This window comes from Methylobacterium sp. Leaf100 (assembly GCF_001422845.1).
In the GTDB taxonomy this organism is placed as follows: Bacteria; Pseudomonadota; Alphaproteobacteria; order Rhizobiales; family Beijerinckiaceae; genus Methylobacterium.
This window is the reverse complement of the sequence record NZ_LMMW01000012.1, coordinates 478124-494805: the sequence shown is the minus strand read 5'-3', so window position 1 is coordinate 494805 and position 16682 is coordinate 478124. Positions and strand designations below refer to the sequence as shown.

Below are 16682 nucleotides of genomic sequence, written 5' to 3'. Positions count from 1 at the left end.
AATCGAGATATGATGCCCAAGCAGACCACCGATGTTGATCGCCTCGTCGGATTGCGGATCACCGCCCTCCGCAAGGCGCGCGGCTTGAGTCAAACCGCGCTCGGCACCGCCGTCGGCGTGACGTTCCAGCAAGTCCAGAAGTACGAGAAGGGCCAGAACCGCGTCGGTGCCGGGCGCCTGCGCGAGATCGCCCGACTCCTCGAAGTCCCGGTCTCGGCGTTCTTCGAGGATGACGACGCCGGCGGCACCCAGTCGGACGTCTTCGGCTTCCTGAGTGCCCAGGGCGCCATCGAACTGCTGCGTGCCTACGCGCTGATCGAGAACGACCAGCTCCGCAAGGATGCTCTCTCCATCGTTCGGACGATCTCGAAGATGGGCAAGCAGGCTCCGGAGCCGGACGCCGTCGTCGAACAGGCTTGAGCCCTGGATCGGACGGCCCGGTTTCGGCGGGCTATCCGATCAGGTGGAAGAAGCTGCCCGTCACGCGCCCGTGTCGATGCCCGGCGAGGCCGAGGGCCACACCTTCCGCATCGGTGACGCTGGCCAGGGCCGCTTCCGCCCCGGGGGCGGGCGTGCGCTCGCTCGCATAATGGAATTCGTGGCCGACGAGGCGCGTGCCCGCGGCCCCGAGGGGACCGTCGGCGATGAGGGTCGCGACGCGGTAGCCGAGGTGCAACTTGCGCGTCCGGTAGGACGTCGCGACCGGGAGCAGGCCGGCCATGGGGTGGGTGACCCCGTCGGCATCCTCCAGGCTCTCGCCCAACACCATGTAGCCGCCGCACTCGCCGTGGATCGGCTTTTGCACAGCGAAGTCGCGCAGACCGCCGAGGAAGGTTAACGCGCCCGCGAGCTGGCCGGCGTGAAGCTCTGGGTAGCCGCCCGGAAGCCAGGCCGCGTCGCAGGAGACCGGCGGCGCCTCGTCGGCGAGCGGCGAGAACGGGACGAGTTCGGCCCCCTGCGCCCGCCAGCCCGCCGCCATGTGCGGATACAGGAACGAGAACGCCGCGTCCGAGGCCACGGCGATGCGCTGGCCCGGCGGGTTCGGCAGGGCGCCCGGCCGGGGCGACGGCGTGGTGCCGGAAGCGGCGGCCAGGATCGCGTCGAGGTCGAGACCGGCCTCCGCCAGGTCCGCCAGCCGGTCGAGGCGAGCATCGAGGTCGTTGGTCTCGCTGGCCTGGACGAGGCCGAGATGGCGCTCGGGCAGGGTCAGGGTCGCGTCGCGCATGAGGGCGCCGAGGACCGGCAGGCCGACCCGCGCCAGCCCCGCCTCGACGAGGCGACGATGACGCGGGCTAGCGACCTTGTTGAGGATCACCCCCGCGATGCGGATGCGCGGATCGTACAGCGAGCAGCCCAGCGCCACGGCCGCCGCCGATTGCGCGGCCCCCGACACGTCGAGGACGAGGAGCACGGGCCAGCCGTAGCGGGCGGCGATGTCGGCGTTGGCCCCCGTACGGCCGGCGCCGGCGACGATCCCATCGAACAGCCCCATGGACCCCTCGGCCACCACGAGGTCGGCGTCCGTGCCGGCGAGCCCCGCCACGGCGTCGAGCATGGGCTCGGGCATGGCGAAGCTGTCGAGGTTGAAGCTCGGAAAGCCCGTGGCGGCGGCGTGGAACGCCGGGTCGATGTAGTCCGGTCCGCATTTCGCGCCGCGTACGGCGAGTCCGCGCCGGCTGAGCGCCCGCATCAGCGCGAGGGTCACGGTGGTCTTGCCGGAGCTCGACCGGGGTGCGGCGACGAGGAGGCCGGGCACGTTCATGAGCGTTCTCCCGCCGCCGTGCCGGCCGCTCGCGTTCCCGCCTGCGGCCGGAAGCGCCGGTCGTACGCCGTCGAATACAGGGCGCTCTCGCGGAACTCGGCCGGGTCGAGGGCCGGGCCGACGAGGATGAGGGCGGTGCGCTCGAGGCCTGCTTGCGTGACGGCGGCCGCGATGGTCGCCAGGGTTCCGGTAAGGACCCGCTCGTCGGGCCAAGTGGCGCGGAACACCACCGCGGTTGGACAATCCGGCCCGTAGAACGGCGTCAGTTCGGCGATCACCCGATCGATGACGTGGATCGAGAGGTGGAGGGCCAGGGTCGCGCCCGTCGCCGCGAAGGCCGCGAGGGTCTCACGCTCCGGCATGGCGCTGGCCCGGCCCGACGTGCGGGTCAGGACGACGGATTGGGCCAGCCCCGGCACGGTGAGTTCGCGCCCGAGCAGGGCCGCGGCGGCGGCGAAGGACGGCACCCCCGGCGTCACCGTGTAGGGAATGCCGGCCTGGGTCAGGCGCCGGGTCTGCTCGGCCAGCGCGCTCCAGATCGAGAGATCGCCCGAATGCAGGCGGGCGACATCGTGCCCGGCCGCGTGGGCGGCGGCGCATTCGGCCACGATGGCGTCGAGGTCGAGGGGCGCCGTGTCGACGATGCGCGCGCCCGGGGGGCACCAGCCCAGGATTTCGGGCGCCACCAGGGAGCCGGCATGGAGGCAGACGGGGCAGCGGGCGATGAGATCGCGGCCGCGCACGGTGATGAGGTCGGCGGCACCCGGGCCGGCGCCGATGAAATGGACGGTCATGGTGCCTGAGTGACGGATTCGCGGGCCAGCGCAAGGGCGCATGTCGCCCCGGCACTCGCGATGCGGGGCAGGATGAGGGTCGCGGCGGCGCCCGCCACCGCAAGGGCGGCGGCTTCCGCCACGGAGCCGACGCCGCGCGTCGCCGCGATGCGGGCGGACCGGGTGAGGACCCGGGCGTCCACGGCGATCATGGCGTCCGCCGCGACGGCGACCAGGGGAACCCCGAGGGCCCCGGCGACGGCCCGGATGGCGGGTGCATCCGCCCGGTCGGCCGGGGTGGCGAGGCACCCGAGGGGGGCGCTCTGGTTCGCCAGAGCCCGGTGGAGAAGGGCGAGGATCTCGTCGGCGGACGTCGCACGGCGAAAGCCGAGGCCCGCGACCAGCCGGTCGGTCACGGCTTCGTCCACGCCCATTGCGTCACCGGCATCGCGTGGCGCCAGCCGTGGAGGTGGCCCACCGGGTCGGCCTTGGCCACGACGAGACGTTTGAGGCTGCCGCCCTGCCGCGCGAAGGCGGCGAGCAGGACCGCCTCGCCCTCCAGGGTGACGACGTTGGAGACGAGGCGTCCGCCGGGGGCGAGGGCGTCCATCACCCGGTCGAGGAGGCCCGCTGCCGTGACGCCGCCGCCGATGAAGACCGCGTCGGGGCGCTCCAGCCCCACGAGGGCGGTGGGTGCCGCGCCCTCCACCACCACGAGGCCCGGGACGCCGAGATGATCGGCGTTGCGTCGGATGCGGGCGGCGCGGGCCGGATTCGCCTCGACGGCGACGGCCCGCAGGCCCGGCCGGCGCAGCATCCACTCGATGGAGATGGAGCCCGCCCCCGCACCGATATCCCACAGGCGCTGGCCCGCGCGGGGCCGCAGGGCCGCCAGGGTCACGGCGCGGATGTCGGACTTGGTGAGCTGGCCGTCATTCTCGAACCAGCCGTCGTCGAGGCCGGGTGCCAGGGACACCACCCGGGCGTCGGGTGCCGCCGCGACGGCAATCGCCAGGGTGTTGAGGGGATCGATGTCGGCGAGGGCGAACGTGTCCGCCGGGGCGCTGCGGCGGCGCTCGCGCGGACCGCCCATGGCCTCCAGCACCGTGAGGGCCGAAGCGCCGAACCCCCGCTCCGTCAGCAGGGCCGCCACCGCCGCCGGCGTGGAGCCGTCCCAGCTGAGAACGAGCAGGTGGGCGCCGGGCTGAAGGTGGGGCACGAGATTGGGCAGCGCCCGCCCATGCAGGGTGAGGCAGCCGGTCTCGGCGACGGCCCAGCCGAGGCGGGCGCAGGCGAGGCTGAACGCGGAGGGCTGGGGGAACACCCGCATCGCGTCCGCCGGTACGAGGCGGGCGATCTCGGCACCGATGCCGTAATGGAACGGGTCGCCCGTGGCGAGGATGCAGGTCGGCCGGCCGCGCCGCGCCAGGATACCCGGATAGGCATCCGTGATCGGGCTCGGCCAGACCCGCGCCTCGGCGGCGAGGGGCCCGGCGAGGTCGAAGTGCCGCCGTCCGCCATAGACGCATTCGGCTCCGTCGAGGGCGGCGGCGGCGGCGGGGCTCAGGCCGGCGCGGCCGTCCTCGCCGATGCCCACCAGGGTGAGCCACGTCCGGCTCGACACTGGCTCAGCGCTCATGGAGAAGGCGTCCCATGCTCAAGCGTCTCCTCATTCTCGGCGGTACCGGCGAAGCCAGCGCCCTGGTACGGATTCTGCCGCCGGGCGTCGAGGCCACCCTGTCGCTCGCCGGCCGCACATCCGCGCCGAAAGTCGAGCCGGTGCCGATGCGTGTGGGCGGCTTCGGCGGGGCGGAGGGACTCGCGGCCTGGATCGCGGCCAACCGCATCACCCACGTGATCGACGCGACCCATCCGTTCGCCGCCCGCATGGGCGCCAACGCGGCCGAGGCCTGTGCCCGCACCGGTACCCCGCTGCTGGCCATCCGCCGTCCGGCCTGGGATTCGGTGCCGGGGGATCGCTGGGAAGAAGTCGCCACGATGGAGGCCGCCGCGACGGCCCTCGGACCGGTGCCGCGCCGTGTCTTCCTCACGGTGGGACGACAGGAGATCGGCGCATTCGCGGGTGCGCCGCGTCACACCTACGTGGTGCGTGCCGTCGAATCCGTCAGCCTGGACGTCCCGCACCTCACGACGATCGCCGCGCGCGGGCCCTTCGCGGAGGCCGACGAGGCGGCCTTCATGCGCGACCAGAACATCGAAATTCTGGTGAGCAAGAACTCCGGCGGCCCTGCGACCTACGGCAAGATCGCCGCCGCGCGGGATCTCGGGGTGCGGGTGATCATGGTGGTTCGGCCACCGAAACCCGACGTTCCAAGCGTCACCGACGTCAGCGGCGCCCTGGTATGGCTCGCGACACCATGACGGGTGCTGAGTCGTCTCCCCCGGGGAGGAGAATTCACCTCCTCAAGTCGGCACGCTGCGGAGGGTGTAGACGTAGGGCCGGAGCCCGTTCCCGCGCGGAATCAGGCGGGTGCCCGAGGCGCCGATGATCACCATGGTGGCCATGTCGGCGGTGGTCTCGCGGGCCTCGGCCAGGGTAAGGACGCGGATCGCCTCGTCGGGGCGCGAGACGGCGCGGGCGAAGATCACCGGGGTGTCGGGCGCGCGGATCTCGGCGGTCAGCGCCAGTGCGCGGCCGAGCTGCCAGGGCCGGGCCTTCGAGATCGGATTGTAGAGGCTCACCACGAAATCGGCCCGCAGCACCGCCTCGAGCCGGGCGGTGACGACCTCCCAGGGCTTCAAATTGTCGGACAGCGACAGGGCGCAGAAATCCCCGCCGAGCGGCGCGCCGAGGCGGGCGGCGGCGGCCAGCATGGCGGTGATACCGGGTTCGACGGTGATGTCGAGCTGCGCCCAGGCCGGATCGCCGGCCTCGACCGCCTCGAAGATCGCCGCCGCCATGGCGAAGACGCCGGGGTCGCCACCGGAGACCACCGCCACGTGACGTCCGGCTGTGGCGAGCTCCAGGGCATGGCGGGCGCGGTCGACCTCGACGCGGTTGTCGGTGGCGTGCCGGGTCAGGCCCGGACGCTCGGGAACCCGTGCGACGTAGGGAATGTAGCCGATGAGGTCCTGCGCGCGGGCGAGCGCCGCTTCGGCCGACCGGGTGAGCAGGTCGGGGTCGCCCGGCCCGAGGCCGACCACCGTGACGGAGCCGGTCACGGCCGGCGGCCCTCGCCGGGCAGGAGCACCATGGAGAAGTAGGGCGCCACGTCGTCGGGCTTATCGCGCAAGGGCACCACGCGCTCGCCCGTCATGGTGCCGCGCTCGACATAGACGGCGCGCTCGAGCACACCGGCTTCGGCCAGGGCGGCGCGCACCTTCGGCAAATGGCGGCCGAGCTTCATGATCACGGCGGCGTCGGTCTGCGCCAGCCGCGCGACGAGGGCGGCCTGCGGCAGGGTCGCAGGCAGAATCGTGAGCACGTCGTCGCCCCAGGTGATGGGGGTTCCGGCCCGGGTCCAGCACCCGGACATGCCGGTGACGCCCGGCACCACCTCCACGGGGAAGCGGTCCTTGAGGCGGCGCCACAGATGCATGAACGAGCCGTAGAAGAACGGGTCGCCCTCCGAGAGGATCGCCACGTCGCGCCCGGCGCCGAGGTGGTCGGCCAGTTGCCCCGCCGCGTCGTCGTAGAAGCTCGCCAGGGCCGCGACGTAGTCGGGATGATCGGGGTGCAGCTCGGTGGTGTACGGGTAGGCGAGGGGGAACTCGCGCGCCGGGTCGGACGTCAGCACCGCGTCCGCGATGGTGCGGGCGTTGCCGCGCCGGCCCTTCTTGCAGAAATGCACGAGGACAGGCGCTGCCTGCAGCACCTTCATGGCCCGAACGGTGAGGTAGTCGGGTTCCCCAGGACCCATGCCGACGCCGAACAGGGTGCCGGTGACCTTCGCCACGGGGCTCGCCACGTCTTCGAGAGGCGCGGTGGGGGGGAGGGGGGCGCCCGCCTCCATCACTCGATCTCCTGCGCCAGGGCGTTGATGGCGGCCGCCGTCATGGCGCTGCCGCCGCGCCGGCCATGCACCACGATAAAGGGGACGCGCCCATCGCGGGCGAGGGCTTCCTTCGATTCGGCCGCGCCGACGAAACCCACGGGAATGCCGATGATCGCGGCCGGCGGGGCGACGCCCTCGTCGAGGAGTTCGAGGAGGCGAAACAGGGAGGTCGGGGCGTTGCCGACCGCCACGACGCTGCCCGGCAGGTGCTCGCGCCACAATTCCATGGCGGCGGCCGAGCGGGTCGTGCCCATGGCGGCGGCCAGTTCGGGCACGCGTGGATCGCTCAGGGTGCAGATCACCTGGTTGTTCGCGGGCAGGCGGGCGCGGGTGACGCCGTCGGCCACCATCCGGACATCGCACAGGATCGGTGCGCCAGCCTTCAACGCGGCCTCGCCGCGACTCGCAAAGTCGTCCGACGCCTCCACGTCGCGGGGGAGGTCGGTCATGCCGCAGGCGTGGATCATCCGCACCACCACCCGCTCGGCGGTGCCATGGAAGCGGGCGAGGTCCGCCTCGGCGCGGATCATCGCGAAGGAGCGGGCGTAGATCGCCTGCCCGTCGCGCAGGTAATCGAGGCGCGAACTCATGGTGTCGTGGTCCTGAAGGCTTGGGCGAGGGTTTGGGTCGGATCGGCACTCCTTACGCGGTCCAGCGCGGCCTCGAAAGTGAGTTGCATCGTCGGCTCGCCATCGGGACGGCCGTGAAGGACGATACCGTAGCGACCGGACCGGCCCACGAGGGTGAGGGTGGCGGCTCCCGGATGGGCGCAGCCCTTGGCGCAGCCGGAGACGTGGGCATCGATGCCCGTGCCCTTGAGCGCCTCGGCGAGGCGGGCGGCGTCGATGAGTGTCGGCGTCGAGCCCGAGGCGCAGGCCGGCGCTCCGGGGCAGGCCGCGACATGGCCGCGCGGATCGTCGGCTTCATGGATAAATCCGTCTCCGCCGAGGGCGTGACGGGCACGATCGACGTCATCGCGGTCGCGGCCCACGAACACGAAGCCCCGGGTCGGGCTGAGCGCGAGGCCGGGCGACGCGAGCCGCTCGCTCCACGCGGCGAGGCGATCGAGGGCGTCGGCGGTGCAGCGTCCAAAGGCGGTCTCGACGGCAAGGGCGGTCCGGCCGTCTCCGAGATCGTGCAGCCCAGGCGCCAGGGACGGAATCGGGGAGGGGGCCGGCATCGCCGTGCCGGCGAGACGATTGCGGCGTGAGGTATCGAGGTCGCGCATGCGCCGGGCTCCGCTCCCGGCCAGGACAATCAGGCTCTCGGACACGTGCGCGAGTGCCCGCGCCGTTGTCACCGGCGCGAACCAGATCGGTCCGTCCGGTCCTGCGAGAGACCAGGCGATGCCGTCCGGCGCGACCATTCGGAGCTGGATGTCCGCATCCGCCCGACCGAGGCCGGAGGCGCCCGTTTCCTCGATGGCCACCAGGGCCTTCGGCGGCAGGCCGGGAATCGCGCGGCCGATGGCTTCCACGGCCTCGGCCAAATCGGAGAGTCCGAACAGCGGCGCGGTCAGGGTCAGGCGCTGCGGGCCGCCATCGGCACGGATATCCCCCAGGCCTACGGCCGTGAGGTGGCGGGCGAGCATGCCTTGAGTCTCGGGCGTGACGCCCCGGATCTGAAGGTTGGCTCGTGCGGTGACGTCGATATGGCAGTTGCCGAAGCGGCGTGCGCCCTCGGCCACGGCCCGCGCCTGGGCGGCGGTGAGGCGCCCGAGCGGCGGGTGGACCCGCGCCAGGAGCCCGTCGCCCGTCTGCATCGGGCGGGCGAGGCTCGGGCACCAGCCGCGCCGGCTCGCGGCCTCGGGCAGAACGCGGCGGGCGACGTTCACTCGGCCGCCTCCGGCAAGCGTTCGTCGGCCGCAATCGCCTCCGGCATCAGCTCGTCGGCCGCCATGGCGTTGCGCCGCGTCGTCCACAGACCCCGGCGGCGGGCCTCGTCGAATCGCTCCAGGATGGCGCGGGCGGCCTCGGGGTTCGCAGCGCGCAGGGCATCGAAGGTGTCGAAGTCGGCGATCATCGCGCCGTAGAGCCGGTCGAGATCGGCATTCGACACGGCGTCCGTGGTGGCGGCGAGGACGAAGACCGCGTCGATTCCCTGCGCCAGTTCCTGGGCGCCGCGATAGCCGTGACGCAGCTGCGCCGCGATCCAGCGCGGATGGGCGAGTTTTCCGCGGATCAGCCGGGCCGCGTCCTCGCGGGCCGTCCGGGCCTTCGGGGCATCCGGGGTCGCGACATCGAGGCTGTAGAGGGTCGGCTGGCCCCCTGTAAGAGCAGCTGCGGCGGCGAACCCACCCATGGCCTCGACGGCGGCGTCGCCGTCGAGCAGGTCGCGCTCGGCGACGTCGAAGGCATGGACGTAGGCATCGGCCTGGGCGACGCGGGCGGCGAAGCCGGCATCGGCCACGTCCGATGCGCCCCCATAGGCATGCGAGGTGGCGTCGAGGTAGGCGCGGCCGAGATCCGCGCGCTCCTCCCAGGCCCCGTCGAGGGCGAGCCCGCCGGCGCCGGCGCCGTAGCGGCCCGGTGCCGCGCCGTAGACGCGGGGCGTCGCCTCGCCCCGGCGGCGCGCGGCCGCGAGGGGGTTCTCCGCGTCCTCCTCGTGACGCGCCGCGACGGAATCGGCCGCGCGGGCGAGGAGCGCGAGGGTATCCGGGAAGGTGTCGCGGAACGCCCCCGAGACCCGCACCGTCACGTCGATGCGCGGCCGGTCGAGGAGCGCCAGGGGCAAGACCTCGAAACCGGTGACACGGGTGGAGGCGTGGTCCCAGACCGGGCGTACGCCCATGAGGGCCAATGCATGAGCCACGTCCTCGCCGCCGGTCCGGAGCGTCGGCGACGCCCACAGATCCATGACGATGCGGGCGGGATACTCGCCCTCGTCCTGAAGGTAGCGGCGGACCACGGCATCGGCGGCCTTGGCGCCCAGGGTCGTGGCGGCCCGCGTCGGCAGGCTGCGCGGGTCGAGGGTGGTGAGGTTGCGCCCCGTCGGCATCACGTCGGTACGGCCGCGCGAGGGCGAGCCGGCGGGACCGGGGGCGACGAAGCGACCGTCGAGGGCTGCGAGCAGTCCGTCGCGCTCGGCCGCTGCGCAGGCGGCCACGGCTTCGGAGGCCTGAGGCGCCGCCCGGCCGAAGACATGGAGCCCGTCGCGGGTGGTGACCTCGCCGAGATCGCACAGATGGGCGTCCAGCGCCGCCAGGGCATCCGGCATGGGGGTGCCGATATCGATGCCCGCCGAGGCCAGCAGTCCGGCCGAATCCGCCTCGTCCAGGATGGTGCGGGCGATGATCGCAGCGCGGCGCGGATCGAGGATGCTCGCCGCCGAGTACTCTTCCACGAGTTCGCGCAGGTGTGCCGATTCCGGGTCGAGACCCGGGCATTCGGTCTGCGGCGTGAGATGGCCGAGCGCCACGCCGCCGAGGCGGCGCTTGAGGGGGGCGGCTTCGCCGGGATCGTCGACGATGAACGGGTACACCACCGGCAGGGACCCGATCGCGCGGGCGGGCCAGCAATTCGGCGACAGGGCCACGGCCTTGCCCGGCAGCCACTCGGTGGTGCCGTGGGTTCCGAGATGGATCAGGGCGTCGAAGTTCTCGCGCAGGCCGAGATGGAAGGCGAGGTAGGCGTGGGTCGGCACCGCATCGGGGTCGTGATAGCCGGCCTTGCGGTCGGCGGCACGGCCACGATCGGGCTGGAGGAACAGGGCGACGCGGCCGTTCGGATCGCGAACACGCTTTCCACCTCCAACCTCATCCTGAGGTGCCGCGTGAGCAGACTCGCAGGAGGGTTCCAGGCATCGCAGGTCCAACTGGACCCCTCCTTCGAGGGCTCCGCTCCGCTCCGCCACCTCAGGATGAGGGTGTGGGTGGGAGGTCGGGCACACCATCGAAAAACGGAAGGCGCCGTCGACGATAAGGGGATCGGCTTCTGGCTCCCCCCAAGACGCGATCAGCGCGGCCCGATCGGCCTCCGGCAACCCCGCGAACCACGCCCGATACGCGTCGAGGGACACCGAAAAATCGCGTGGCCCGTGCGTGAGCGCGCGCATCACCGCGTCGGCTTGCGGCAGGGCGCCGGCGGCGTAGCCCGCCGCCGCGAGGTCCTCCACCATAGCTCGCGCGCTCTCGGGGGTGTCGAGGCCGACGGCGAAGCCGGCCCGGCCGCCGCGCGCCGGGTAGTCCGACAGCACCACGGCGAGCCGCCGTTCCACCCGGGGCAGGCGGGCGAGACGCACCCAGGCCGCCGCCCGGTCGGCGAGCGCCGCGATTCCCGTCGCGTAGGGACGTGCGCGGCGCTCGGAGAAGCCGTCGATTTCGGGGCCGTCCTCCTTGAACGAGATCGGGAAGCCCGAGAGCCGGCCGTCGAATTCCGGCAGGGCCACCTGCATGGCGAGGTCGGGCGCCGACATCCCCCGGGCCGAGGCGTCCCACGCGGCGTGGGCCGCGCCGAGGGTGTAGGCCTGGATCACCGGGCAATCGGCGCCGTCCAGGACGAAGCCCGCATCCTCGCGGGCCGAGAAGGCGGTCGCGGCCACGACGAGGTCGGGCTTTCGCGCCGCGATGGTGTCGCGCAACGCCGCCAGGGCCGCAGGGTCCTTGAGGCTCGAGACGGCGACCACCAGCACCTGCAGGCCGCGGGCCCGGAGTGCATCGCCCAAGGCCGCCAGGGGCGCGGCATCCCCCGACAGGATCGCCGAGCGGTAGACGACGAGGAGCGCCAGGGGCACCGTGCCCGCCTGCAAGGGCCGGCCGGCGGCCAGAGCCCGATCGCGGTCGATGGGGCCGCAGCCGGGGCAGCAGACGAAGCCGCGCGGCAGGGCCTGCGGCTCCTCCACGGTGCCGGGAAAGCCGATCTCGGCCGCGATCCGCCCGAGCATCCGGCGCAGGTTGTCGGCGCCGCCCGCCCGGAAATAGGCGTCGAGGACGGGTGCGAGATCGGGCGCCGTCGAGAAGGCATCCAGGCGATCGTCGGGCCGGTCGTCGCCCGGCAGGACGATGAGGCGAACGCCGTTCGCCCGTGCGGCGGCAGCGGCACGCTCGATGCCGTAACGCCAGTAATCGAGCCCGCCGAGGCATCGGATCACGACGCATTTCGACCGCGCGATAACCCCGTCGACGTAGAGGTCCACCGACATGGGGTGACGGAGCTTCGCGAGTTTCGCCAGACGCAGGGTCGGGGCCGGACCCTCGCCGGCTTGCGGAAATGCCGCTGCGAACGCGCCCGCGACGCCGAACAGGTCGGAATCCGTGAACGACAGGAACACGATGTCGCCCGGCGCCTGACCGAGATCGATGGCGGCTTCGCCCTCGTCGAGGGAAACCGTATCGACGCGGATCAGATGCATGGCGGGATGCGCGACCTCACAGCCGCGCCTCCGTGAGGGGCCGGCCGATCCGGGCGCGTTTGCGCCGGCGCAGCCGCCAGAGGGCGCGGACGAGGAACAGTCCGATCGCCGCCACGGGAAGCCAGGGCAGGCTGGCGACGGCGAAGCGCAGGGCGGCGCCCGCACTGGCGCCGAAGGTCTGGCCGGCCTGGCTCCAGGCTTCCTCGACGGGGGCGAAGGCACCCGCTCGCGCGCTGTCCGAGCGAAGCGAAACCGAGACGATTTCGGTATCGACGCGCCGTTGCAGGCCGCGCTGCTTCGCCTCCCCCTCCTCGATCTCGGATTGGACCTTCGAGAGTTCCTGGGCGATGCGGATGAGGTCCTCCACGCGCGTGTCCGCCTTCGCGGACAGTTCGTCGAGGCGCGCGCGATAGGCGGCGAGCTGGGCGAGCCGGCGTCCTCCGTCCGCGATGGGTGTGGTCAGGTCGTCGGCCCGTGTCGCCTGACGCCGCAGGACCACGTCGCCCGCCGCCTCGCCCGGCAGGGGGGCCGTGAGGAACGCCACGTAGGGGGCGACGGAATCGTGCGGCAACCGGACCTGGATCTGCGCCTGCGGTCGCCCCTGCGGACGCGGACCGTCGTCGATGGACGACGTGACGAGGATGCAGCCGAGGCCCGCATCGGCCTGGCAGCGGTCACGCGCCGCCGCGAAATGCGCCGCCACCCGATCGGGCGGCAGGCCGATGGTGAGGTCGTGCGTATAGGCGAGCTTGGCTGCGGTGTTGCGGGTGGGCTGGGCCAGCGCGAGGGGATTGGCGGTGTCGGGCGCCGGCGGGCGCGTGTCGGAGCAGCCCCCCAGTCCGAGGAGTACGGCAAGGCCCAGGGCCGCCGCCGCGCGGCCGTTCCGTCCCGCCATGGCGCTCATCCGGCCAGGGCGGCGGCGACCGCCGCCTGATCGAATCCCTTGAGGCCGATGACGACTAGGCGGCCGTCGCGGGCTTCCGTGCTCTTCCAGGGCCGGTCGTAGTGATGGGCGATGCGGGTGCCGACACCCTGTACGACGAGGCGCATGGGCTTGCCCGTGACTTCGGCGAACCCCTTGATGCGCAGCACGCCGGCGGTCTCTGCCGCGCGACCGACGCGGATCGCCAGGTCCTCGGCCGTGGCCGCGGCCGGGACGGGCAGGGCCACGGAGTCGAAATCGTCGTGATCGTGGTCCTCGCCCTCGCCGTGGTGCGAGGGTCTGGCGTCGAGGTCGTCCTCGGCCGCGGCGCCGAGGCCGAGGATGACGCGCGGGTCGAGGCGGCCGTGCTCGGCCTCCACCATCTTCACCGCGCGCGGCAGATGGGCCTGAACCTCGGCGCGGACCTTGGCGCGGCCGGCCGCGTCGAGGAGGTCGGCCTTGTTCATCACCACGAGGTCGGCGCAGAGGATCTGGTCCTCGAACACCTCCTCCAGGGGATTGTCGTGATCGACGTTCGTGTCCTCGGCACGCTGGGCGGCGGAGGCCGCCGGATCGTCGGCGAAGAAGCCCGCCGCCACGGCCGGACCGTCGATGACCGCGATGACGCCGTCCACGGTGACCCGCGAGCGGATCGCAGGCCACTGGAACGCCTGGACCAGGGGCTTGGGCAGGGCGAGGCCGGAGGTCTCGATAAGGATGTGCTCGGGTGGGTCGGCTCGGTCGAGGAGCTTGTTCAGGGCCGGCACGAAGTCGTCGGCCACGGTGCAGCAGATGCAGCCGTTGGCGAGCTCCACGATGTCCTCGTCTTGGCAGCCTTCGATGCCGCAGGCGGCGAGAAACGAGCCGTCGAAGCCGATATCGCCGAACTCGTTGACGATGATCGCGAGCCGCCGGCCGTTCGCGTTCTCGACGAGGTGGCGCACGAGGGTCGTCTTGCCGGCCCCGAGGAAGCCGGTGACGATGGTGCAGGGAATCTTCTCGACCAGGGTCATTCGGCGGCGTCCGTACTAGGGTGCGCCGCGAGCGGCGGGATGCGGGCGACGACGCCCTTGCGGAATTCCTGGGGCCGCGCCTTCCACGGCACGACGCCGTCGGGCGTTTCGCCGTAGAGGCCGACCCCTTCGAGGATGATCCGGGCGGATTCGGTGGCGTCGAGGTCGCCGTAGACGTAGGTCCAGCGCCCTTCCGAGGCCACCGCCACGGTGCATGGCCGCTTGCAGACGGAGAGGCACTCGACGCCTTCGATCCGCAGGCCGGTCTGGCCGTGCTCACCGACGGCCTCCCGGAGCGCGTCGAGGAGGCGCGCACCGGCGCGGGGTTCCGCCGGGTCGCCGGCCGCACGGCAGGCGGTGCAGACGTAGAGGGTGACCACGTCAGGCATGCGCCGTCGCCTTGCGACCGAACAGGGTCCAGGCCCAGCCGTAGGCGAGCCCGATGACCGCCCAGAACACGAAGGCGATCCCGAGCGAGCGTGCGGCGAACTGGGCCGCGTAGCCCGCCGGCAGGGCGGAAGCCGCGTGGCTCGTCTCGGGTGCTCCGGCGAGGTGTGGTGCCACGATCAGGACGAGGCCGCCCGCGATGGAGATCGGCGCGCGGCGGATGGCGATGAGGTAGAGCCCCATGGCGGTGGCGACGGCGGTCATCACCCACCAGAACTGACGATCGGCGAGGGGCGCGGCGTCCATGCCCGGTAGTTCCGGCGGCAGGCCGAGGGCCGGCGCCAGGGCGACGGCGAGGAAGCCCGCCACGGCGAAGCGCAGGCCGGTCTCGGGCGTCGGTTCGCGCCCGCAGGCCAGCAGCACTGCGCCGAGCAGCAGGGCATACCCGACGCCGCCCACCAGGGTGGCGAGCGCCGTGAACGCCATGCGCGGCAGTCCGGGTCCGGGCTGCCAGGCGGGCGCGGTCTCGCCGCCGGACACGCCCGGGTCCTTCACGCCGTGATCGTGTCCGCCATGCACCCGCACCACGAGGGATGCGAATCCCGGCGCGGGGGGCGATACGGGGGCTTGAGCCTGCGTCTCGTAACGCTCGGCCGCGATGATGAGCGGAGAGGTCAGGGCGAGCTGCAGGCCCGTCGCGACGATAGCCGCGAGGAAGCCGGCGACCAGGGCCGCCGACACGAGCCGGATGATCATGGGGTGTCTGCCTTCAGGCGCCAGGCGCTCAGTGGCAGGGAAAATTCTGGGTGTGGCGGAAATCGTGCGCCGCGTTGTGGAGCGCCATCGCCGGGGCGAAGCCCGCCATGAACACGAGGCCGAGGCCGAGGAACGCGGCGACGAGAACGGCCCCGAGGCGCTCGTTGGTGCGGGTGCCGGTCAGAACGAGGGTGTTGGTCGACATCGGTTGATCTCCTGGCCGCCCCGCCGGCGGCCGTGGTCGAAGGTGAGGACGAAGGTCCCCGGTGCCGGACGGCAGGTCTCCTGGCTCGCGGGTCATCCGGAACCTGCCGCCTTCCCGGATCGCTCCGGTGGCCGATGGCAGGCCCGTCGCCGCTCACAGTTGCGGGGGCAGCCGCGGTTTCAAGGCGCTTGCCCCTCACCGCGTTCCCTTTTCACCCCGTCGCCGGGGCACCGTCCGATCCCGATGCTTCTACGCGGTCGCGCGATCCCTGACAACGCGCCGCTGTGCCGTTTGCATCGCCTTTGACCACACAAGGGCGTTTCGGGCTAAAGAAGCCCCATGCGGCAGCCGTCCCCCCCATGACCGAGATATTCTCCCGTGTGACCCTCGTCCTCGGCGGCGCGCGCTCGGGCAAGAGCGTCCATGCCGAGGGGGTGATCGAGGCGCAGCCGCCACCCTGGCTGTATCTCGCAACGGCCCAGGCCTGGGACGACGAGATGCGCGACCGCATCGCCCTCCACCGCACCCGAAGGTCGGCCGACTGGATCACGCAGGACGCGCCGATCGACCTGCCCGAGGCGGTCGCGGCCGCGCGCGGACCGGTACTGGTGGATTGCCTCACCCTCTGGCTCACCAACCTGATCCTGGCGGAGGCCGACGTCGAGGCCGCGACCGGGGCGCTGCTCTCCGCTTGCGCCGACGCGCCGGGGCCGGTGGTCCTGGTCGGCAGCGAGGTCGGCCTCGGCATCGTGCCCGACAATGCCCTCGCCCGCCGCTTCCGCGACGCGGCAGGGCGGCTTCATCAGCGCCTCGCCGCACAGGCCGACCGCGTCGTGTTCATGGTGGCGGGACTGCCGATGATCGTGAAACCCCAACTTGGAGACCACGCATGAGCGACGCCGCCAACCGCCATCGGGAGAAGATGGAGAAGCGCAAGGCCGTGCAGGATGCCGAGGTGGCGGAGAAGACCATCGAGAAGGGCCTCCTCATCGTCAACACGGGTCCCGGCAAGGGCAAGACTACGGCGGCCCTGGGCCTGATGCTGAGGGCGCTGGGCCATGGCTGGCGGGTCGGCGTGGTGCAGTTCATCAAGGGCGCCTGGGACACGGGCGAGAAGCACGCGCTCAAGGCCTTCGGGAACCAGATCGACTGGCACACCCTCGGCGAGGGCTTCACCTGGGAGACCCAGGACAAGGCCCGCGACATCGCGGCGGCCGAGCACGCCTGGGCGAAAGCCCTGGATCTCATGGCCGATCCGAGCATCCGCCTCGTGGTGCTGGACGAACTCAACATCGCGCTGCGCTACGACTACCTGCCCATCGACGACGTGGTGGCGGCGTTCCGGGCCCGCCGGCCCGACCTCCACGTCATCGTCACCGGCCGCAACGCCAAGCCGGCCCTCGTCGAGGCCGCCGACCTCGTCACCGAGATGGGCTCCGTGAAGCACCACTTCGCGGCGGGCGTGAAGGCGCAGGAGGGGATCGAGTTTTGAGGTGCCG

At 72.5% G+C, this 16682-nt stretch carries 18 protein-coding genes and 1 riboswitch; of the genes, 4 read left to right on the top strand and 14 right to left on the bottom strand.

Annotation, left to right across the window (positions count from 1 at the left end; all coding sequences use genetic code 11):
* Positions 1 to 9 precede the first annotated feature (9 nt).
* A complete protein-coding gene (locus ASF25_RS10305) occupies positions 10 to 420 on the top strand; it encodes a helix-turn-helix transcriptional regulator (protein ID WP_056170320.1) in 411 nt (136 codons plus the stop codon).
* Between the two features lie 31 nt (positions 421 to 451).
* Here the strand turns inward: ASF25_RS10305 and ASF25_RS10300 are convergent, their stop codons facing one another.
* From ASF25_RS10300 to ASF25_RS10285, 4 genes are read right to left on the bottom strand one after another with little or no spacing between them, the layout of a single operon-like run.
* Positions 452 to 1762, bottom strand: a complete 1311-nt coding sequence (locus ASF25_RS10300) for a cobyrinate a,c-diamide synthase (protein ID WP_056304519.1) — start codon at positions 1760 to 1762, stop codon at positions 452 to 454.
* Entirely contained in the window at positions 1759 to 2556 is a 798-nt protein-coding gene (cobM, locus tag ASF25_RS10295) for a precorrin-4 C(11)-methyltransferase (RefSeq protein ID WP_056304518.1), read from the bottom strand. Before cobM ends, ASF25_RS10300 begins: the two co-directional genes overlap by 4 nt.
* The gene (locus ASF25_RS10290) at positions 2553 to 2969 is read right to left on the bottom strand and encodes a cobalamin biosynthesis protein (protein WP_056304517.1); all 417 of its coding nucleotides are present in this window, start codon (positions 2967 to 2969) and stop codon (positions 2553 to 2555) included. The genes cobM and ASF25_RS10290 overlap by 4 nt, the downstream gene beginning before the upstream one ends.
* The gene (locus ASF25_RS10285) at positions 2948 to 4174 is read right to left on the bottom strand and encodes a bifunctional cobalt-precorrin-7 (C(5))-methyltransferase/cobalt-precorrin-6B (C(15))-methyltransferase (RefSeq protein WP_056304516.1); all 1227 of its coding nucleotides are present in this window, start codon (positions 4172 to 4174) and stop codon (positions 2948 to 2950) included. The genes ASF25_RS10290 and ASF25_RS10285 overlap by 22 nt, the downstream gene beginning before the upstream one ends.
* Positions 4175 to 4188: 14 nt before the next feature.
* Here ASF25_RS10285 and ASF25_RS10280 point away from each other — a divergent pair, with 14 nt between their 5' ends.
* Positions 4189 to 4917: a cobalt-precorrin-6A reductase gene (locus tag ASF25_RS10280; protein ID WP_056304515.1), complete on the top strand. Its 729-nt coding sequence runs from the start codon at positions 4189 to 4191 to the stop codon at positions 4915 to 4917.
* Positions 4918 to 4959: 42 nt separating this feature from the next.
* Here the strand turns inward: ASF25_RS10280 and cobJ are convergent, their stop codons facing one another.
* Genes cobJ through ASF25_RS10230 form a run of 10 tightly spaced genes read right to left on the bottom strand, consistent with a single transcriptional unit; the run spans position 4960 to position 15183 of the window.
* On the bottom strand, positions 4960 to 5718 hold the full coding sequence (cobJ, locus tag ASF25_RS10275; RefSeq protein WP_056260735.1) for a precorrin-3B C(17)-methyltransferase: 759 nt from the start codon (positions 5716 to 5718) through the stop codon (positions 4960 to 4962).
* Positions 5715 to 6509 carry a precorrin-2 C(20)-methyltransferase gene (locus ASF25_RS10270; RefSeq protein ID WP_056304514.1) on the bottom strand — a complete coding sequence of 265 codons (795 nt, stop codon included), beginning with the start codon at positions 6507 to 6509 and terminating at the stop codon, positions 5715 to 5717. Before ASF25_RS10270 ends, cobJ begins: the two co-directional genes overlap by 4 nt.
* Entirely contained in the window at positions 6509 to 7141 is a 633-nt protein-coding gene (locus ASF25_RS10265) for a precorrin-8X methylmutase (protein ID WP_056170295.1), read from the bottom strand. The genes ASF25_RS10270 and ASF25_RS10265 overlap by 1 nt, the downstream gene beginning before the upstream one ends.
* Positions 7138 to 8385 (bottom strand): hypothetical protein, encoded by a 1248-nt coding sequence (locus tag ASF25_RS10260; RefSeq protein WP_056304513.1) that lies wholly within the window; start codon positions 8383 to 8385, stop codon positions 7138 to 7140. Before ASF25_RS10260 ends, ASF25_RS10265 begins: the two co-directional genes overlap by 4 nt.
* Positions 8382 to 11900 (bottom strand): cobaltochelatase subunit CobN, encoded by a 3519-nt coding sequence (gene cobN, locus ASF25_RS10255; RefSeq protein ID WP_056304512.1) that lies wholly within the window; start codon positions 11898 to 11900, stop codon positions 8382 to 8384. The genes ASF25_RS10260 and cobN overlap by 4 nt, the downstream gene beginning before the upstream one ends.
* A gap of 16 nt (positions 11901 to 11916) precedes the next feature.
* Positions 11917 to 12795, bottom strand: a complete 879-nt coding sequence (locus ASF25_RS10250) for a DUF4349 domain-containing protein (protein ID WP_244472970.1) — start codon at positions 12793 to 12795, stop codon at positions 11917 to 11919.
* Between the two features lie 5 nt (positions 12796 to 12800).
* Complete coding sequence (gene cobW, locus ASF25_RS10245) at positions 12801 to 13835, bottom strand: cobalamin biosynthesis protein CobW (RefSeq protein WP_056304510.1); 1035 nt, start codon at positions 13833 to 13835, stop codon at positions 12801 to 12803.
* Positions 13832 to 14224: a DUF1636 domain-containing protein gene (locus ASF25_RS10240; RefSeq protein ID WP_056260728.1), complete on the bottom strand. Its 393-nt coding sequence runs from the start codon at positions 14222 to 14224 to the stop codon at positions 13832 to 13834. Before ASF25_RS10240 ends, cobW begins: the two co-directional genes overlap by 4 nt.
* Positions 14217 to 14978, bottom strand: a complete 762-nt coding sequence (locus ASF25_RS10235; RefSeq protein WP_056304509.1) for a CbtA family protein — start codon at positions 14976 to 14978, stop codon at positions 14217 to 14219. Before ASF25_RS10235 ends, ASF25_RS10240 begins: the two co-directional genes overlap by 8 nt.
* A gap of 28 nt (positions 14979 to 15006) precedes the next feature.
* Positions 15007 to 15183 (bottom strand): CbtB-domain containing protein, encoded by a 177-nt coding sequence (locus tag ASF25_RS10230; RefSeq protein WP_056170275.1) that lies wholly within the window; start codon positions 15181 to 15183, stop codon positions 15007 to 15009.
* A 52-nt stretch (positions 15184 to 15235) separates the two neighbouring features.
* A riboswitch (cobalamin riboswitch) is annotated at positions 15236 to 15433 on the bottom strand.
* Between the two features lie 109 nt (positions 15434 to 15542).
* On the opposite strand from ASF25_RS10230, the gene cobU reads away from it, so the two are divergent.
* Both cobU and cobO read left to right on the top strand, forming a co-directional pair.
* The gene (gene cobU, locus ASF25_RS10225; protein ID WP_200927289.1) at positions 15543 to 16076 is read left to right on the top strand and encodes a bifunctional adenosylcobinamide kinase/adenosylcobinamide-phosphate guanylyltransferase; all 534 of its coding nucleotides are present in this window, start codon (positions 15543 to 15545) and stop codon (positions 16074 to 16076) included.
* Positions 16073 to 16675 carry a cob(I)yrinic acid a,c-diamide adenosyltransferase gene (gene cobO / locus ASF25_RS10220; RefSeq protein WP_056304508.1) on the top strand — a complete coding sequence of 201 codons (603 nt, stop codon included), beginning with the start codon at positions 16073 to 16075 and terminating at the stop codon, positions 16673 to 16675. The genes cobU and cobO overlap by 4 nt, the downstream gene beginning before the upstream one ends.
* Positions 16676 to 16682 lie beyond the last annotated feature (7 nt).